14 protein-coding genes are annotated in these 18,913 nt (G+C 64.9%); 10 read left to right on the top strand and 4 right to left on the bottom strand.

The window, feature by feature from the left end:
* Positions 1-56 precede the first annotated feature (56 nt).
* The 5 genes from PG899_RS08145 (at position 57) to PG899_RS08125 (ending at position 6,879) form a co-directional block, all read left to right on the top strand.
* On the top strand, positions 57-1,790 hold the full coding sequence (locus PG899_RS08145; protein ID WP_190283966.1) for a glycoside hydrolase family 9 protein: 1,734 nt from the start codon (positions 57-59) through the stop codon (positions 1,788-1,790).
* Positions 1,783-2,655, top strand: a complete 873-nt coding sequence (locus PG899_RS08140) for a BadF/BadG/BcrA/BcrD ATPase family protein (protein ID WP_190283965.1) — start codon at positions 1,783-1,785, stop codon at positions 2,653-2,655. The genes PG899_RS08145 and PG899_RS08140 overlap by 8 nt, the downstream gene beginning before the upstream one ends.
* 160 nt (positions 2,656-2,815) lie before the next feature.
* Positions 2,816-4,684, top strand: a complete 1,869-nt coding sequence (locus PG899_RS08135) for a beta-N-acetylhexosaminidase (protein WP_044800501.1) — start codon at positions 2,816-2,818, stop codon at positions 4,682-4,684.
* A gap of 217 nt (positions 4,685-4,901) precedes the next feature.
* Positions 4,902-6,455, top strand: a complete 1,554-nt coding sequence (locus tag PG899_RS08130; protein ID WP_190283964.1) for a methyl-accepting chemotaxis protein — start codon at positions 4,902-4,904, stop codon at positions 6,453-6,455.
* Positions 6,456-6,522: 67 nt separating this feature from the next.
* The gene (locus PG899_RS08125; RefSeq protein WP_024944134.1) at positions 6,523-6,879 is read left to right on the top strand and encodes an MGMT family protein; all 357 of its coding nucleotides are present in this window, start codon (positions 6,523-6,525) and stop codon (positions 6,877-6,879) included.
* Positions 6,880-6,894: 15 nt separating this feature from the next.
* Here PG899_RS08125 and PG899_RS08120 read toward each other — a convergent pair whose 3' ends face one another.
* Together PG899_RS08120 and topA are read right to left on the bottom strand one after the other, a co-directional pair.
* A complete protein-coding gene (locus tag PG899_RS08120) occupies positions 6,895-7,062 on the bottom strand; it encodes a hypothetical protein (RefSeq protein ID WP_005303277.1) in 168 nt (55 codons plus the stop codon).
* A gap of 114 nt (positions 7,063-7,176) precedes the next feature.
* The gene (topA, locus tag PG899_RS08115) at positions 7,177-9,798 is read right to left on the bottom strand and encodes a type I DNA topoisomerase (protein WP_043160059.1); all 2,622 of its coding nucleotides are present in this window, start codon (positions 9,796-9,798) and stop codon (positions 7,177-7,179) included.
* A gap of 361 nt (positions 9,799-10,159) precedes the next feature.
* Here topA and astB point away from each other — a divergent pair, with 361 nt between their 5' ends.
* Positions 10,160-11,497 carry an N-succinylarginine dihydrolase gene (gene astB, locus PG899_RS08110; protein ID WP_024944132.1) on the top strand — a complete coding sequence of 446 codons (1,338 nt, stop codon included), beginning with the start codon at positions 10,160-10,162 and terminating at the stop codon, positions 11,495-11,497.
* A gap of 203 nt (positions 11,498-11,700) precedes the next feature.
* Here astB and sohB read toward each other — a convergent pair whose 3' ends face one another.
* Positions 11,701-12,708, bottom strand: coding sequence for a protease SohB (gene sohB, locus PG899_RS08105; RefSeq protein ID WP_190283963.1), 1,008 nt, complete (start codon positions 12,706-12,708; stop codon positions 11,701-11,703).
* Positions 12,709-12,941: 233 nt separating this feature from the next.
* On the opposite strand from sohB, the gene PG899_RS08100 reads away from it, so the two are divergent.
* Positions 12,942-13,697 carry a YciK family oxidoreductase gene (locus PG899_RS08100; protein ID WP_190283962.1) on the top strand — a complete coding sequence of 252 codons (756 nt, stop codon included), beginning with the start codon at positions 12,942-12,944 and terminating at the stop codon, positions 13,695-13,697.
* A 99-nt stretch (positions 13,698-13,796) separates the two neighbouring features.
* Entirely contained in the window at positions 13,797-14,681 is an 885-nt protein-coding gene (locus tag PG899_RS08095; protein WP_045527769.1) for a LysR family transcriptional regulator, read from the top strand.
* 59 nt (positions 14,682-14,740) lie between these two features.
* Here the strand turns inward: PG899_RS08095 and PG899_RS08090 are convergent, their stop codons facing one another.
* Positions 14,741-15,913 carry an MFS transporter gene (locus PG899_RS08090; protein WP_005303290.1) on the bottom strand — a complete coding sequence of 391 codons (1,173 nt, stop codon included), beginning with the start codon at positions 15,911-15,913 and terminating at the stop codon, positions 14,741-14,743.
* A gap of 161 nt (positions 15,914-16,074) precedes the next feature.
* Here PG899_RS08090 and PG899_RS08085 point away from each other — a divergent pair, with 161 nt between their 5' ends.
* Both PG899_RS08085 and PG899_RS08080 read left to right on the top strand, forming a co-directional pair.
* Complete coding sequence (locus tag PG899_RS08085; RefSeq protein ID WP_190283961.1) at positions 16,075-17,211, top strand: MalY/PatB family protein; 1,137 nt, start codon at positions 16,075-16,077, stop codon at positions 17,209-17,211.
* Between the two features lie 262 nt (positions 17,212-17,473).
* Positions 17,474-18,844 carry a TAXI family TRAP transporter solute-binding subunit gene (locus PG899_RS08080; protein ID WP_190283960.1) on the top strand — a complete coding sequence of 457 codons (1,371 nt, stop codon included), beginning with the start codon at positions 17,474-17,476 and terminating at the stop codon, positions 18,842-18,844.
* Positions 18,845-18,913: the final 69 nt, after the last annotated feature.

The following is an 18,913-nucleotide window of genomic DNA, read 5'->3' as shown; positions in this document are numbered from 1 at the left end:
TCAGGGCCCCGCAATGTGCCTCGCCACGCCAGGCGAGCCACAGGAGTAAGACGTTGATGGAACTCTTGATCAATCAGGTGGGTTACCAGTGCGACGGGGAGAAGATCGCCCTGCTGCAGAGCGACACCGACCTCGATATCCGCGGCCACCTCAGGCTGCTGCGCCAGGATGACGAACGCATCCTGCTGGAAGTCCCGCTGCTGCCGGCCGGCCAGGTCGAGGGCTGGCAGGGGCGCCACTACTGGCGCGCCGACTTCTCCCCTTGCAAAGAGCCCGGCCACTACCGGCTGGAGGCCCTCATCCAGACGGGCGCCAAGGAGCGCATCGTGCGCACCGCCCCCTTCACCATCGGCCAGGATCTGCTGGCCAGCCGCTGCCTCTCCGACGTCATTCACTACTTCAAGGGGCAGCGCGCCAGTGGCGCCTTCGATCGGGCCGACCGCAGCGCCCGCCTGTTTGGCAGCGATCAGCGCAAAGACGTGCACGGCGGCTGGTATGACGCCAGCGGGGATGTGAGCAAGTACCTGAGCCACCTCTCCTACGCTAACTACCTCAACCCCCAGCAGACCCCCATGGTGGTCTGGTCCCTGCTCAAGTGCCGCGAGCTCTTGGCCCCGCGCCAGGACATCGACGGGGTGAACCTCTGCAAGCGGCTCAACGACGAGGCACTGCACGGCGCGGATTTCCTCTGCCGGATGCAGGATGAGTCGGGCTTCTTCTACATGACCCTGTTCGACAAGTGGAGCAAGGATCCCGCCCAGCGCGAGCTATGCGCCTACGCCACCCAGCAGGGGATCAAGTCCGCCCACTGGCAGGCAGGTTTTCGCCAAGGGGGCGGCATGGCCATCGCGGCGCTCGCCCGCGCCGCCCGCGAGAGCGTCAGCGGCGACGTTGATGCCAGCCGTTACGCCGAGGCGGCCCGCCGCGGCTACCTGCACCTGCGCGAACACAACTCGGCCTATCTGGACGACGGGGTCGAGAACATCATCGACGACTACTGCGCCCTGCTGTCCGCCATCGAACTGACCCGCACCTTGGGCCCCGAGTGGCTGGCAGAAGCCAGAGTGCGGGCCGACAAGCTGTGCGCCCGCCAGCGCCCTCACCCGGAGCTCGGCCACTACTGGTCGGCCAACGAGGATGGCTCGCGCCCCTACTACCACGCCGCCGAGGCGGGCCTGCCGGTGCTGGCGCTGCTGGAGTATCTCGCCATCGAGCCGGATCCGGCGCGCCAGGGGACGGCCCAGCGCGTCATCGAACAGGCGCTGGCTGCCGAACTGGCACTGTGCGCCCGCCCCGGCAACCCGTTCGCCCTCGCCCGCCAGTATGTGAAGGGGGTCGATGAGGCCCCTCGGGTGAGCTTTTTCATGCCCCACCACAACGAGTCGGGTTACTGGTGGCAGGGGGAGAACGCCCGGCTGGCGTCGCTGGCCGCCATGGCGTTTGCTGCCGCTGCCCAGCTGCCGCGCCAGCGCAAGCCGCTGCTCAGCTTCGGCCAGCACCAGCTCGACTGGATCCTGGGGCAGAATCCCTTCAACGCCTGCATGCTGGCGGGCCATGGCAGCAACAACCCCGCCTACACCGCCGGTTATCCCAATGCGCTGGGGGGGATCTGCAACGGCATCACCGCCGGCTTCGATGACGAGGCGGAGATCGCATTCATTCCAGAGGCGTACAAGGATCGGCTGGATCAGAACTGGCGCTGGGGCGAGCAGTGGATCCCCCACGCCGCCTGGTTTGCTCTGGCCATCACTTGGCAGAATGCGCACGGAAATGGAGGTCGACATGATTGAGTTCTGGGTCGGGGTCGATGGCGGCGGCACCCACACCCGTGCCCGCATTCGGGATCGGGCCGGCAAGCTGCTCGGCGAGGGGCGCGCCGCCGGCTCCAATCTGGAGCTCGGCATCGCGCTCGCCCACGGCAACGTGCTGGCCGCCATCGAGCAGGCCCGTATCGAGGCCGGCCTGGCTGAGGATGCCCAGCAACGGATGGGGATCGGGCTGGCGCTTGCCTCCGCCGAGCTGGCCGACTGCTATCACGCCATGCTGACCATGCCCTTCCCGTTTGCGAGCGTGCGGCTCACCTCCGACGCCTTCGGTGCCTGCCTGGGCGCCTTTGGCGGCGAAGAAGGTGCCATCCTCATCGCCGGCACCGGCTCGGCCGGGCTCCTCTATCGCCACGGCCAGCTGCACACCTGCTCCGGCCGCGGTTTTCCCATCTCGGATCTGGGCAGCGGCGCCTGGCTGGGGCTGCGCGCCATCCAGCAATCCCTGCTCTGCCACGACGGCATCCTGCCCCCCAGCACGCTGGCCATCCGCTTGCTCGATCACTTCAAGCGGGATCAGGCCGAGGTGGTGCGCTGGGCCGCCCGCGCCATTCCGGCCGACTACGGCCGCTTCGCCCCCTGGGTGTTCGATGCCGCCAGCGACGGTGACGAGCTCGCCTGCCAGCTGCTGGATGAGACCTGCCAACAGCTGGCTACCCTGCTGGAGGGGATGCGCCAGCTGGGTGCCGACCGGATAGCCCTGCTCGGCGGCATCGGCATGCGCCTCGCCCCCCGTCTGGCACACCTGCCGCTGGTCAGTCCCGGCGCCGACGCACTGGAGGGGGCCATCCTGTTTGCCCGATCGGAGGCCTACCCGTGTCTGCATCCCTGAACCTGCCCCCATTCACCCCACCCCAAAGTGCGGGCCTGACCCCGGTCTGCCCGCTGCGAGGGGTACCCATGTCAGCCCTGCGGCTCCCGGCCGGGGTTGACCAATACCACAAGGACGCTGTCTGGCTGTTCGTCCCCTTCACTCCATCAGAGGAATTTTCATGTCTGCACCCCTGATCCACACCCAGGTCGACCGACGCGACGGCGATGACGTCTGGTTTCGTTTCAGCCTGAGCCAGCTGCCGGATGCCCCCTGGAAACTCCACTTCTGCCTAGCCCGCCACATCGACCCCGGCTCGGTAGAGGGGGGGGAGCTGGAGCGCCAGAGCGGCAGCTACAAGGTCTTGATCCCGCAAACGGGGGCCAGCGAGCTGTGCTTCTGCTGTCGCAACACCCCCATCAAGCGCCTCTCCGACATGCCGCGCGGCTTCTTCCTGAGCCTGCCCCAGGCCAGCGGCGGCCCCCAGCTGATGCCGGTGGCGCTGACCGGCGAGGAGCTGGGCCTGCCGCAATCCGCCGCTGCGGCACCGGATCTGCCCGAAGTGGAGCCCCTCGCCGGCATCGTGCCCCAGCCGGATCGGCTGTTGCTGCTGGAGGGCAACTTCCGGCTGGCGGAGCGCGCCCACGTCAGCGGCCCGAGCCCCCTGCTCGGCCCGCTGCTGGCCCACTTCAACGAACTGACCGGGCTCGCGCTGGCGCAGGATCACGACGCCGAGATCCGGCTGGTTGAAAGCGGGCTGGGCCCGGAGGCCTACCGGCTGACCATCACCCCGGAGGAGATAGTGATTGCCGCCAGCGGCGAGGCAGGCTGGCGCCACGGCCTCGTCAGCCTGGCCCAGTGGTATCTGCAGCACGGCGAGAGCTTGCCCTGCATCGAGCTCAGCGATGCACCGCGCTTCGGTTTTCGCGGCATTTTTCTCGACTGTGCCCGCCACTTTCACTCCCTCGCCACCCTCAAGCGCCTGCTCAAGCTGATGAGCCTCTACAAGTTCAACCGCTTCCACTGGCACCTGACCGATGACGAGGGGTGGCGACTCGAGATCAAGGCCTTCCCCCAGCTGACCGAGCTGGCCGCCTGGCGCGGCCACGCCCTGCCGGTGGGGCCCCAGCTGAGCGGTGGCCCCGAGCCCTACGGCGGCTACTACACCCAGAGCGAGGTGCGCGAGCTGGTGGCCTACGGCGCCGGGCTCGGCATCACCATCATTCCGGAAATAGACATCCCGGGTCACTGCCACGCCGCCATCAAGGCGCTGCCCGAGCTGCTGGTGGAGGAGGCCGACCGCTCCCGCTACCTGTCGGTGCAATATTTTGACGACAACGTGCTCAACCCGGCGCTGCCCGGCACCTACCGCTTCCTGGAAGCCGTGATGGACGAGGTGTGCGAACTGTTCCCGGGGCCGCTGGTGCACATGGGGGGGGACGAGGTGCCCGCCGGGGTCTGGACCGACAGCCCCGCCTGCCAGCAGCTGATGAAGCAGCAGGGGTATCAGGATTGCCGCGAGCTGCAGGGCCACCTGCTGCGCCACTGCCAGCAGTACCTGGCCGGCAAGGGCAAGCGGATGCTGGGCTGGGAGGAGATATTGCACGGCGACAAGGTGAGCCGGGACGCCACCATCTTCGCCTGGACCAGCTTCCAGGCCGGGCTCGACGCGGCGACGGCGGGTTATCCGGTGGTGATGGCACCGGCCCAGCACCTCTATCTGGATCTCGCCTGGAGCCAGGACATCCATGAACCCGGCCTCTACTGGGCGGGCACCCTCAATCTGGCGCAGGTCTACGCGTGCGACCCGGCCCCAGCCGATTTCCATGCCAACGATAACATCCTGGGGGTGTTGAGCCCCTTATGGTCGGAGCTGATCACCTCTCGCGATCGCCTCGACTATATGTTGTTCCCGCGCATGCTGGCGACCGCCGAGGTGGCCTGGAGCGACCCCGCCCGCAAGGCGTGGGAGCACTTCGCCGCCCGTCTGCCGGGCCAGCTGCAGATCCTCGACCAGCTTCAGGTGCGTTACCGGGTACCACAGAGGTAGTGTTATCTTTTTTCCTTGGCGGCCCGATGGCCGCCTTTTTTTTTACGATTCGCCAACAAAACATCAACTTGCCCCTACCATTCATCCGCCATTGTTGGCAAAATTCAGCCCCCTATGAAGCCGGTCTGCCGCCTGCTGGCGCGAGCCTGCAGCCACCTCCAGATCTGCCACAATAACAACGACAAAGTTATCAACAAGAACATCGGAGCGTATTCCTATGGCCCGCAGAGACGTCCATACCCTGGACAGCGAAGTGGAGTTTCCTGCCGACGAACAACTGGTTTCCACCACGGATCTGCGCGGGGTGATCACCTACGCCAACCCCGCCTTCTGCCGCATCGCCGGCTACCCCGTCGAGGAGCTGGTCGGCCACAATCACAACCTGGTACGCCACCCCGACATGCCCAAGGCCGCCTTCGCCGATCTCTGGGCCCGCCTCAAGGAGGGCAAACCCTGGCGTGGCATGGTGAAGAACCGCTGCAAGGATGGCCGCTACTACTGGGTCGATGCCTATGTGACCCCCATCTACGAGGGCAACCGGATCAGCGGCTACCAGTCGGTGCGCTGCAAGCCGGATCCCCAGCTCAAGCGCATCGCCAGCCAGACCTACCAGGCCTTGCTCAAGGCGGAGCGCGGTACCAGCAGCCGCCTCCCCTCCCTCGCCCGTGCCCGCCTGCCGCTGCTCGCTCTGTTGCTGCTCGGCCTGCTGGGCTGGGCCGCCAGCAGTCAGGGCCCGATGATCGCCCTGCTGATGTTGCTGCCCCTGCTGCTCATCGGCGGCGCCTACTGGCGCGAGCTCTTCGCCCTGCCGCTCTATCTGCAGCAGCTCGGTCGCGAATACGACAGCCTGACCCGGCTGGTCTACTCAGGGGACGGCCCCGGCGCCATCGCCGACTTTCACATCAAGATGCTGCAGGCCCGCATCCGCACCGTACTGGGCCGGGTCAACGATGCGACCAATCCGCTGCAGACCCTGGCCACCAACCTGAAACAGGCCTCCCATCAGGCCTGCCTCGACATCAACGAGCAGGATGCCCAGACCCAGCAGATGGCCGCCGCCATGACCCAGATGGCCAGCACGGCCCACGAGATCGCCCGCAACATCCAGGACTCCAACGGTCAGGTCAACGAGGCCCGCAGCCGCTGCCAGCACACGGACAAGCAGCTGGCCCAGACCGAGCAGCGCATCGAACAGCTCGCCAGACAGGCGGAGCAGGCCTTCAACTCGGCGGTGGAGCTGGCCAGCGAGTCGGAGCGGATCGGCAGCGTGATGGGGGAGATCCAGGGCATCGCCGACCAGACCAACCTGCTGGCGCTCAACGCCGCCATCGAGGCGGCCCGGGCCGGCGAGCAGGGGCGCGGCTTTGCGGTGGTGGCAGACGAGGTGCGTACCCTGTCGACCCGCACCCACAAGGCGACCGAGCAGATCCAGGGCAGCATCCAGCAGATCCAGCACACCCTGGGCCGCTGGAAGGGGATGATGCAGGAGAACCTGCAGCAGACCCGCGAATGCGCCGAGATGACCCGCCAGGGCTCCAGCAGCCTGCACAGCGTGCTGCAGGAGATCGAGCTGGTCACCGAGTTCTCCACCCAGATCGCCGCCGCCGCCGAGCAGCAGCAGACGGTGGTGGAGGACATCAGTCGCAGCATCAACCAGATCTCCGAGTACTCCCACGCCAACAGCCAGAAGATGCAGGAGGTCGACGACTCCAGTCAGGAGCTGCTGGAGCGGGCCAAGCAGCTCAAGGTGCTCAGCCAGACCTTCGGCTGACCCATTTGCCAGCCACCCGACAGAAGCGCCACAATGGCGCTTCTGTCGTTATTGACGAGTGATCCGGATGAGAATGGAATCGACCCCTGCCCCGCTGAACAAAGTTGCCCGCATCGAGGCGATCCTCGCCCTGATCCCGGCCGGTCGCGTGGTGAGTTACGGCCAGGTGGCGGATCTGGCGGGGCTGCCCGGTCGCGCCAGGCTGGTGGGCAAGGTGCTGCGGGAGACCGACAAGGTGCTACCCTGGCACCGGGTACTGGGCGCGGCGGGCACCATTTCACTGCCCAAGGGGTCGGCAGGCTTCGATAAACAGGCGGGATTGCTGCAGGAAGAGGGGGTGCCCGTGATTGGCGGGCGGGTCAGGATGCGGGAGTGGCAGTGGCAGCCCGACCTCGCCGAGCTGCTGTTTCTCCTGCCCTTTTGACGATGGCGGCCCGCCTCACCGGGTGATGGGGGCCAGGATCTCGTCGCTGCGCACCTGCACCGGGATGGTTTCGTACTCCCGCTGCAGCAGCACCAGCAGACTCTGCTTGTCCACTTCCAGCACATAGGCGGTTCCTTCCCGGGTCAGACAGGTCATTCCCGGCCGGATCTCGTTAATCTCCATCACAACCTCCGTGTCCAGCGCTGCCATCCTTGCAGCGGTTTCAGTATACCGCCATCCGAAAACAAAAAGGCCCCTGCGAGGGGCCTCTTTCATCAGAGTGTGAACTGCGCGCAATCACGCCTTCTTCGACTTGGCCAGGCTCTCCTGCCACTTGCCGTTGTCGTAGTGCGCCGTCCAGCCGGTCGCCTTGCCGTTGACCTCGGTCATCACGTACTGCTCCTTGGTCTTGCGACTGAAGCGCACGATGGCGGCATTACCGTCAGGATCTGACGCCGGAGCATCGGCCAGATACTGGTGCTTGGGCGACAGACGCTCCTTGAAGCGCTTGAGCTCTTCCACCAGCGGCGCACGGGTCTCGCGGGATTTCGGGAAGTTGCTGGCGGCCAGGAACAGGCCGGCCGCCCCGTCACGCAGCACGAAGTGGGCGTCGGACTGGGTGCACTTGAGCTCCGGCAGCGGGACCGGGTCTTCCTTCGGCGGCGCGATATCACCGTTTTTCAGGATCTTGCGGGTGTTCTTGCAGGTGTCGTTGGTGCAACCCATGTACTTGCCGAAGCGGCCGTTCTTGAGCTGCATCTCGGAGCCGCAGCGGTCACACTCGATGCTCGGCCCTTCGTAGCCCTTGAGCTTGAACTGGCCTTTTTCGATTTCGTAGCCATCGCAATCCGGGTTGCGACCACAGACGTGCAGCTTGCGGCTGTCGTCGATGATGTAGGCATCCATCGCGGTGCCACACACGCCACAGCGATGCTTGGCACGCAGCGCCTCGGTCTCGGCCTCTTCACCGTCGGTAGCGGAGACGAACTCGTCGGCGGAGACCAGGTTGATGGTCTTCTTGCAGCGCTCTTTGGGCGGCAGTGCGTAGCCGGAACAGCCGAGGAACACCCCGGTGGTAGCGGTACGGATACCCATCTTGCGGCCGCAATCCGGGCAGTCGATGTCGGTCAGCACCATCTGGTTGGCACGCATGCCCCCCTCTTCCGGCGCCTTGTCCGCTTTTTCCAGCTCCTGGGTGAACTCGGCGTAGAAGGCGTCCAGCACCTTCTTCCACTCCAGGCTCCCTTCGGCGATGCCATCGAGCTTGTCTTCCATCTTGGCGGTGAACTCGTAGTTCATCAGCTCGACGAAGTTCTCCACCAGCCGGTCGGTGACAATCTCACCCATCTTCTCGGCGAAGAAACGGCGGCTCTCGACCCGCACATAACCACGGTCGACGATGGTGGAGATGATGGAGGCATAGGTAGACGGACGGCCGATGCCGCGCTTCTCCAGCTCCCGTACCAGCGCCGCTTCGGTAAAACGTGCAGGCGGCTTGGTGAAGTGCTGGCGCGGATCCAGCTTGACGAGTTTGAGGATCTCGCCGACGGTCACCGCCGGCAGCTGGCTGTCTTCGCCCTTGCGGCCCATGGGCGGCAGCGCCTTGGTCCAACCGGCGAAGCGCAGGGTACGGCCGCGCGCCTTGAGCTCGAACTCACCCGCCTTGACGGTCAGGGTGGAGGAGTCGTACTGGGCCGGCGTCATCTGACAGGCGACAAACTGACGCCAGATGAGGTCATACAGCCGCATGGCGTCCGGCTCCATCCCTTCCAACATTTCGGCGGTCACCAGCACGCTGGAGGGACGGATCGCCTCGTGGGCCTCCTGGGCATTGGCCTTGGCGCCGTACAGGTTCGGATCGCTCGGCAGGTAGGCGGCGCCATACTGCTCGCCGATGTATTCCCGCACCGCCTCGACCGCCTCTTTGCTGAGGTTGGTGGAGTCGGTACGCATATAGGTGATGTAACCCGCTTCATAGAGACGCTGGGCCATCATCATGGTCTTCTTGACCCCGAAGCTCAGCCGGGTGGAGGCTGCCTGCTGCAGGGTAGAAGTGATGAAGGGGGCGGACGGCTTGGAGCCGGTCGGCTTGTCTTCCCGGTTCACCACCTTGTAGTCGACCCCTTCCAGGGCGGCCACGGCGGCGAAGGTCTCGGCCTGGGTCACCGGCTTGAAATCGGCGCCGTTGCGGCTGACCACTTCCATCCGCAGATCGCTCTTGTCGGCGGTCAGCAGATCGGCGTTGAGATCCCAGAACTCGACCGGCACGAACGCCTTGATCTCGCGCTCTTTATCGACGATGAGGCGCACCGCGACCGACTGTACCCGGCCGGCGGAGAGGCCGCGGGCCAGCTTCTTCCAGAGCAGCGGAGAGACCATATAACCCACCACCCGGTCGAGGAAACGACGGGCCTGCTGGGCATTGACGCGGTGAATGTTCAGCTCGGATGGCTGGGCAAACGCCTCCTGAATGGCGGTCTTGGTGATCTCGTTGAACACCACGCGCTTGTAGCGGCTGTCGTCGCCGCCGATGATCTCGCGCAGGTGCCAGGCGATCGCTTCTCCCTCTCTATCCAAGTCGGTTGCGAGATAGATGGTGTCAGCCTTCTCGGCCAGACTCTGCAACTCGCTGACCACTTTTTCCTTGCCGGGCAAAATCTGGTAGTTGGCCTGCCAGCCTGCGGTCGGATTGATCCCCATCCGTGAGAACAGGGCATTGCGATCCTTGGCAGCCTTCTCTGCTTCGCTCAGCTTGATGCCGCGAATGACAGGTTTTTTGGGCTCGTTGCTGGCGCTGCCGCTGGTGGGCAGATCGCGCACGTGACCGACGCTGGATTTCACCACGTAGTCCTTGCCCAAATATTTGTTGATGGTCTTGGCCTTGGCCGGAGACTCCACTATGACCAGTGATTTGCCCATGCTGTAACTATTATCCTCATTGCACCCGACGGGGTTGGTGTGCGGTTTTGTGGGGCTGTATAAGAGATTTGACGGGAAAAAGCAATCTTGTGAGCAAATTTGCCCGGCAGCCCGAACCACTTTGTTTCTTTATTTATTAATGCGAAGCCGAGCCGCGGGAAGCAACCGCTTTTTTATTTTTATGCTATATCCACCCTCTTTTTATATTTGAAACGACATAACCAACCGCTCTTGTAACATAACAAACCAGTTTCGTTATCAGCTTGTTACAAAAGACAAAATCTCCTTATAATGGCTGCATCCCGCAGCATTGTGCGCGGAAGGAACCGCTACCCATATAAAAATCGAAAGGATGTACTCAATGAAGCACTTCGAGGTCAACTTCGACGGCCTGGTCGGCCCGACTCACAACTATGCCGGCTTGTCCTATGGCAACGTCGCCTCCCAGAACAATGCCAAGGAGGCGTCCAATCCGAAGGAGGCGGCCAAGCAGGGTCTGCGCAAGATGAAGGCACTGACCGAGCTCGGCATGACCCAGGGAGTGCTGGCCCCGCAGGAGCGACCGGATCTCGCCACCCTGCGCCGCCTCGGTTTCACCGGCAACGATGCCAGCGTGCTGGCCCAGGCCGCCAAGCAGGCACCCGCCGTGCTGGCCGCCTGCTATTCGGCCTCCAGCATGTGGACCGCCAACGCCGCCACCGTCTCCCCGAGTGCCGATACCCAGGATGGCCGCATCCACTTCACCCCCGCCAACCTGACCAACAAGTTTCACCGCTCCCTCGAACCCGAGGTGACCGGCCGCATCCTGCGCGCCGTGTTCAACAACGACCGCCACTTCTATCACCACCAGCACCTGCCGGAGAACGACCACTTCGGTGACGAGGGGGCCGCCAACCACACCCGGCTGTGCCGTGCCTATGGCGAATCCGGGGTCGAGCTGTTCGTCTATGGCCGCAGCGCCTTCGACGTCTCCCAGCCTGCCCCCAAACGCTACCCGGCCCGCCAGACACTGGAAGCGAGCCAGGCCATCGCCCGCCTGCACGGCCTGGGGGATGAGAGCGCGGTCTTCATCCAGCAGAACCCGGATGTCATCGATCAGGGGGTGTTCCACAACGACGTGATCGCGGTGGGCAACCAGAACGTGCTGTTCTTCCACCAGCAGGCATTTCTCAACACTGCCTCGGCGCTGGCTGAGGTGCGCACCAAGTTCGGCGACGGCGAGCTGCACTTCATCGAGGTGCCGACTGCCGAGGTGTCGGTACAGGATGCGGTGAAGTCCTATCTGTTCAACACCCAGATCCTCACCCTGCCTTCCGGCGAGATGGCGATCATCGCCCCCACCGAATGTCGCGACAACCCGGCGGTATCCGCCTATCTGGCCAAGCTGGTGACCCTGGGTACCCCGATCAAGGGGGTGCACTACATGGACGTGAAACAGAGCATGCGCAACGGCGGCGGCCCCGCCTGCCTGCGGCTGCGGGTGGCGATGAACGACACCGAACTGGCCGCCGTCAACCCGGCCTGCCTCATCACCGACAGCCAGTTTGCCCGCCTCGATGGCTGGGTCGATCGCCACTACCGCGACAGCCTGGCGCTGGACGACCTGCGGGATCCGGCCCTGGTCATGGAGTCCCGCACCGCGCTGGACGAGCTGACCCAGATCCTCAAACTCGGCTCCGTCTACCCGTTCCAGCGCTGAGTCTCTGGATAGCAAAAGCCGGGCAAGTGCCCGGCTTTTTGTTGCCCTTTGAATGGCTTCCTAGAACCTGTTTTCGAACTGTCGCGAGAGGTCGTCAACAAGGTGAAGAGCAGCGCAGGAACCGGAGCGTATAGACATACGTGAGGATTCAGAGCAGCACATGAGCCTTGATCACGACCTCGCAGTAAGGTCGGAACAGGTTCTCAGCGCCAGGGGCTCTGCTGCCACAATCGACCAAGACCGGACTCCAGCGCCACCGCGGCCTGCTGACCGAGCTTCTGGGTCAGACTCTTTGGCTTGCTGTAGCGAATGCCGACCACCTTGTGCTGGCTGGCCTGGGCCAGTAGATAGTCATCGCTGGTGCAGAGGCTGTCCACCAGCCCGAGCTGCTTGGCCTGGCTCGCCAGCCAGTGCTCGCCGGTGGTGACGATGTCGATGTCGAGGTTGGGTCTGTGCTCGGCCACGAATGCCTTGAAGCGCTCGTGGATGGCGCCCAGCTCCTCGCGAAACTTCTCGCGCCCCTGATCGTCGTTCTCGCCGAACATGGTGATGGTGCGCTTGTACTGACCGGCGGTGTGCATCTCGAACTCGATGTCGTGCTTTTTGAGCAGCTTGTTGAAGTTCGGCAGCTGGGCGATCACCCCGATGGAGCCGACGATGGCAAACGGCGCCGCCAGGATCTGATCGGCCACGCAGGCCATCATGTAGCCGCCGCTCGCCGCCACCTTGTCGATGGCCACGGTCAGCTTGATGTCACGATCCCGCAACCGCTGCAACTGGGAGGCAGCAAGGCCGTAGCCGTGCACCACGCCGCCACCGGATTCGAGCCGCAGCAACACCTCGTCGCCCGGCTGGGCCACCCCTATCACGGCGCTCACCTCTTCCCGCAGGGAGGCCACCTCCTTGGCATCCATGCTGCCGTGAAAATCGATGACGAACAGCCGGCTGCGCGCATCTTCGCTCTTGCCCCGGGCCTTGTGCTCGGCCTTGCGCGCCTTCTCCAGCTGCTTGCGCTCCGCCTTGCCGGCCAGCGCAGCCTGCAACTGGTGACGTCCCTGCTCCAGCTCGCTGGAAAGATCGGTCACCACCAGCTCCCCCTTGCGGGATTTGGGCCGACGGCTGCTCACCACCATCAGGATGACGGCGCCGATGGCGAGCAGTAGGGTGAGGGTCTTGGCCAGGAACAGGCCGTATTCGGTCAAAAATGCCACTTGATGCTCCACTGGTGTGCCCCGGGGGGACGATTTTTTCACATTCTAGGGAGTTTGCCCGGTGTGCGCAAAAACTCTGCGTCAACCCGTCAAAAATGCCAATCGACAATCACAACCCCTCTGATTTATTCACATTTTTGCCATCTCATACTGGTCAAACGCCGTGCGGGATCAGTACACTTGCCCCTCTATTTGCCGCGCGCATCTGCCACGAATTGTTAACAGGAGTTGTCATGTTCAACTATCAGGCCCCCCGGGATCTGCTCAAGGACAAGGTCATTCTGGTCACGGGTGCCGGTGACGGCATCGGCCGCGAAGCGGCGCTCACCTATGCGGCCCACGGCGCCACCGTGATCCTGCTCGGCCGCACCAGCGCCAAGCTGGAGGCGGTCTACGACCAGATCGAGGCGGCCGGCCACCCGCTGCCCGCCATCGTGCCGGTGGATCTCAAAGGCGCCACCAAGAGCCACTACCTTGGCATGGCCGAGACCTTCGCCCAGCAGTTCGGCCGCCTCGACGGCGTGCTGTTCAACGCCGGCCTGCTCGGCACCCTGTCACCGTTCGAACACATCCAGGAGCAGGAGTGGGACGAGGTGATGCTGGTCAACGTCAAATCTGAATTCCTGCTGACCCAGGCGCTGCTGCCGCTCATCCGCCAGACCGCCAAGGAGCAGGGCGATGCCTCCATCGTCTACACCTCCTCCAGTGTGGGCCGCAAGGGCCGCGCCTACTGGGGCACCTATGCCATCTCCAAGTTCGCCATCGAAGGCATGATGGAAGTGCTGGCGGACGAGCTGGAAAATACCGGTGTGCGGGTCAATACCCTCAACCCGGGCGGCACCCGCACCAAGATGCGGGCCAGCGCCTTCCCGGCCGAAGATCCGATGAACCTCAAGACCCCCGCCGACCTGATGCCGCTCTATCTCTATCTGATGGGCGCGGACAGCCGGGGCAAAACCGGCCAGACCTTTGTGGCCCAGCCCAAATAAATCAACAAAATAACCGCAACCCTGCGCCGCATGGGGTTACATTCAATAGGGTGCCGTCGGCACCCTGTTGCAACATCCGCTCCCTTATCAGGTTGAGATATGTTTCGTCCCAAGAGCACGTTTGAGCAATGGCGGATCTTTCAGGCCGTAGTGGACTGTGGCGGCTACGCCCAGGCCGCCGAGGCGCTGAACAAGAGCCAATCCTCTCTCAATCATGCGGTAGCCAAGCTGCAGCAGAGTCTGGGTGTGGCTCTGCTGGAGGTGAGAGGGCGCAAGGCGGTATTGACGCCGGCGGGGGAGATCTTCCTCAAGCGGGCACGTCAGCTCAGCCAGCAGGTGGAAGAGCTGGAGAACCTGGCCAACAACCTGGAGCGGCAGTGGGAGCCGCAGATCAACCTCTATGTGTCGGTGCTGCAGCCGCGCGAGCGACTCTATCGGGCGCTGGCCAACTTCTATCCCCGCAGCCGGGGTTGCCGGGTCAATCTGCACGAGCGCATCCACTGCCACTTCAACGCCCTGCAGGTGGGGGATCTGATGCTCTCCGAGCACCTGCCCCACGATCGCACCGGCCTGCCGCTGGACGAGGTGTGCCTGCTGCCACTCTGCTCGGCCGAGCACCCGCTCGCCACTCAGGGCGGCGCCATCGCCGCCGAGGAGCTGGCCAGCCACAACCAGATCAGCCTGCATCCCCCCATTCACCGCTCGGTGGACTGGAACGACGCGGACGACACCGGCTGGAAGGCGACCCACTATCACGAGGTGATCGCCATGCTCAAGCTCGGCCTCGGCTACGCCTGGCTGCCGCGCCACCTGGTGCAGGAAGAGCTGACAAGCGGCGCCCTGGTACCGCTGGTTCTGGCGAGCGGTAACGAGCGCCACCTCTACACCTATCTGCTGACCCCGTCGGCCGATGCGCTGGGCCCGGCCACCGAGCTGCTGCTGCGCTGCCTGCGCAACGAATACCAGAACGACAACGACCGCTAGAGCGCCTCCCCACCGCCATCAGACATTGAGGCGGGCTGACCCGCTCGCCCCCTCCGCTTTCAGACGTTCGGCACCCGCCAGCAGGCGGCCAATGCCAGCAGCGCCAGGCCCATGGCCACCATGAAGACCCCGTGGAAGCTCCAGATCTCCGCCACAGTCCCCGCTATCGCCCCCGCCATGATGGAGCCGGTGCGGATGCTGTTGGCAAACAGGGTGGTCGCCACCCCGGCGCGACCCGGCATCAGATCCTGGAAGTAGGACATGCCGATGCCGGCGACGATGCCGATGAAAATGGCGTTGAGCAGTTGCAGCGCAATCAGGGCATGCTGGCTCGACAGGGTCACCAGCCCCACGTAGAAGCCGACCCCGGCCAGCACCGCCAGCAGCATCATGGGGCGCTTGCCAAAGCGCTGGGTATAGTGGCCCGCCAGCAGCATGAAGGGGATCTCGAGGGCCGCCGCCGTGCCCATCAGCACCCCGGCCAGCTTCTCCTCCAGCCCCAGCTCGCGGGTGATGTAGAGCGGCATGTTGATGAGGTACATGCTGTTGCAGGTCCACATCAGGGTGGAGGCGATGAAGAGCGCCCGCACCGACGGATCCCGCCAGCTGCTGACCCGCTCCACCTCGCTGTCCATCACCGGCAGCGGCAGCGAGGGCAACCAGCGCCACACCACGAAGGCGCAGAGCAGATAGGCCACTGCGGAGGCGAGGTACATCACCTCGAAGCCGTAGCCGATGGCCAGCGCGAAGGCGATGGGGGGCCCTATCACCCAGGCCAGCGAGAACTGGGCCCGCAGCACCGAGCTGAACATGTCGGCCCGCTTGTTGCGGCTGTCGGCGTATTCCCGCGCCAGCGCGAACAGCTGGGGGCTGGCGGTCGCCGCCAGGCTTGCCAGCAACACCCCCAGGCTCACCAGCAACCAGTACTGCCGGTTCCAGGCAAACAGCAGTGAGAGCACCACGCCGGCGAAGCAGCAGCGCAGGATCAGCCGCTTGCGATCCCCCTTGTTGTCGGAGCGATGGCCGAGCCACTGGCTGATGAGGATGCCGATCACCGCGTTGACGGTATAGAAGAGCCCTACCAGGAAGGGGCGCACCTGCACCTCCTCGGCCAGGAACAGGCTCAAGGTGGGCACCTGCAGTGCCACCGCCACCCCGGTCATAAAGGTCACGGCCAGAAAAGAGAGGGAGACGGGATCCGTCCTGTTGCGAGCGGCGGTCAGCAAACGCATAGAATTACCACTGATTGGAGGGAGGAAAACTGGCCAAAATTCGGCAAGTGCATGAAATGGCGTCGCTTATTTTATGTCATTATCAAGAGCCACCTCAAGGCTTGCGACCCCGTCCCCGACCCCGTACAGTGAAAGCCCACTGGCCAGCATAAGGATTTCACATGTTTGATTTTGACCGGGAAATAGATCGCAGCGGCACCATGAGCCTGAAATGGGACAAGTACAAGGGACAGGACGTGCTGCCCATGTGGGTTGCCGACACTGACTTCGTCTCCCCCCCTGCCGTCATCGAGGCCCTCACCCAACGGGTCGCCCACGGCATCTTCGGCTACTCGCGCCCCTCTCCCCGGCTGATCGAACTCATCATCGCGCGGCTGGCCAGCCGCTATGGCTGGACCATCCAGCCCGAGTGGATCGTCTTCCTGCCCGGGGTGGTGCCCGGTCTCAACCTCGCCTGCAAGGCCTGGAGCCAGCACGGGCGTGGCATCATCACCCCCAAGCCGGTCTACTACCCCTTCCTGCAGGCGCCGGGCTTCAACGACCGGCCGCTGCTCACCGTGCCCATGGTGGAAGAGGCCGGTCGCTGGGTGCTGGATATCGAGGAGCTGGAGCGCCAGGCGCCGGCGGCGGATCTGCTGCTGCTGTGCAACCCGCACAACCCGGGCGGCACTGTGTTCACCCGCGAGGAACTGCTGGCCATCGACGCCATTGCCGAGCGCCACAATCTGGTGATCTGCTCCGATGAAATTCACTGCGACCTGCTGCTGGACAAGGACGCCCGCCACATCCCCTACGGTGCCATCAGCCCGGCGGCGGCCGAGCGCTCGGCGGTGATGATGGCCCCGAGCAAGACCTTCAACATCGCCGGGCTCTGCTGCTCCTTCGCGGTGGTGCCCAATGCCCGTCTGCGCCTCAAGCTGCAGCAGGCGATGCGCGGCATCAGTGCCGACGTCAACCTGCTCGGCTTCGTGGCGGCAGAGGCGGCCTACGAAGGGGGCGAGCAGTGGCTCAGCGAACAGCTCGACTACCTGGCCGCCAACCTGGCCCTGATCGAGCAGGCGGTCGCCCGCTGGCCCGGCATCGAGCTGGCGCGCCACCAGGCCACCTACCTCGCCTGGATCGACATGAGCGCGCTCGGGCTGGACGACCCCATCGCCTTCTTCGAGCAGGCCGGGGTGGGACTCTCCCCCGGAGCCCAGTTTGGTGACGGCCAGTTCGTGCGCCTCAACTTCGGCTGCACCCGGGCTCGCCTCATCGAGGCGCTGGCCCGCATGGAGAAGGCCATTCTGGCGCGCTGATCACGCGCGTTCTCCCCCATGGCCTCACCCTATGGGCAGTGGCGGGGCCGGCAGCAGCCGGCCCCGCAATATATTGAAGTCAGCCAGATCCGTATCCGATCGCAATAGGGTATATTTTCGCAACATGCCGCCACGTCCCCGCAACCCGGGATGTCGATGGCGCCAAGTACGGTACAGTGCCGCCGCCAGCAGCTGGCGTGGCCGAATGCCAACCGGGATGGGCCAGCCCCATCCCTTTTATCAGCCATTGATCCGGTTCACTATGCCCCAACCAGCCTTGCACCCTCTGCCGACTCTGCTTCGCCGCACCCTGCCCTGGCTGGCAGCGGCCCTGGCGCTGCCCCTGCAGGCAGCCACGCCTGCCTATCTCACCATCGGTACTGGGCCCCTCAACGGCGTCTACTACCCGACCGGTGGCGCCATTTGCCGGCTGCTCAATGAAGAGACGGCCAGCCATGGCCTGCACTGCTCGGTGCAGAGCACCTCCGGCTCCCTTGCCAACCTGAAGGCCCTACATCAAGGGAAAGTGCAGCTGGCGCTGGTGCAGTCCGATGTGGTGCACCATGCCGCCCACAGCACCGGCCCCTTCATGGGTCAGGCGCCCGACGACCAGCTGCGCAGCCTCTATCGGCTTCATCAGGAGTCGCTGACCCTGCTCGCCAGCGCCAACAGCAACATCAACACCCTGGCCGACATCGAGGGCAAACGGGTCGATCTGGGCAACCCGGGCTCCGGCGAGCACATCACCAGCCAGGCCCTGCTCGATGCCATGGGCTGGCAGGCCAAGAGCTTTGCCCCCGTCATCCCCGCCGCGGCCAACAACCGGCTGGAGGGGCTCTGTGACGGCACCCTGGACGCCGCCTTCGTGGTGGCAGGTCACCCCAACCAGGCCATCGGCGATCTCACCGGCCGCTGCAAGGCGCGCCTCATCCCCATCGAAGGGGAGCAGGTCGACGCGCTGCTCAAACAGCATCCCTACTATCAGCGCAGCCGCATCGGCGCCAACCTCTACCCGGGCCAACCCAGTGGCGTCAACACCTTCGCCGTCACCGCCGAGCTGGTGGCGCTGGCCAGCCTGCCGGAGGGCGAGGTGCGCACCGTGCGCGACGTGCTGAACGGGCGACTCAAGCAATTCACCCGCCTCCATCCAGCCCTCACCGCCCTCACCCTGGAGGGGATGCAGGGCGAGGCGGAAGTGCCGCGCCACGCCGGCATGGCGGATGCCGCCCCCGCCCTGCAGCCCGAAGCCCTGAACCCGGCTCCGGCCACCTCAGCGGCGCAGCCCACCGAAGTGGAACGCCCCGCCGGTGAGGACGCGAAGCAACCTGCCGGCGAGACGGGCGCCCCCTCCCCGGAAGGCGCGCCCGCTACCTCGTCCGGGCAGACCCCTGGCGCCCTGCTGCCGACCCCCTCGGCAGCCACAACTACCGAGCCGGGTGCGAGTACCGTGCTCGAAGGGGCCGCCGTGGAGCAGGGCGGCAAGCTGACGGGCACGGCCGCGCCAAGCCCCTCTGCCGTGATGAGCGGGGAACAACCCGCCTCGCCGGCCCCCACAGAACCGGCATCAACAGCACCGGCACCGGCCGCACCGAGCGCCGCCTCACCGACCGGGGACGGCGTGCCAGCCCAGTAAGACCGCCAAACAGCCACAACGAAAGAGGCCACCCAAGGGTGGCCTCTTTTTATTTCGATATTGGGTGGA

The organism is Aeromonas sp. QDB39, from assembly GCF_027707585.1.
GTDB lineage: Bacteria > Pseudomonadota > Gammaproteobacteria > Enterobacterales > Aeromonadaceae > Aeromonas > Aeromonas hydrophila.
The sequence above is the reverse complement of the archived record's forward strand: the minus strand, read 5'-3'. Positions and strand labels throughout refer to the sequence as shown.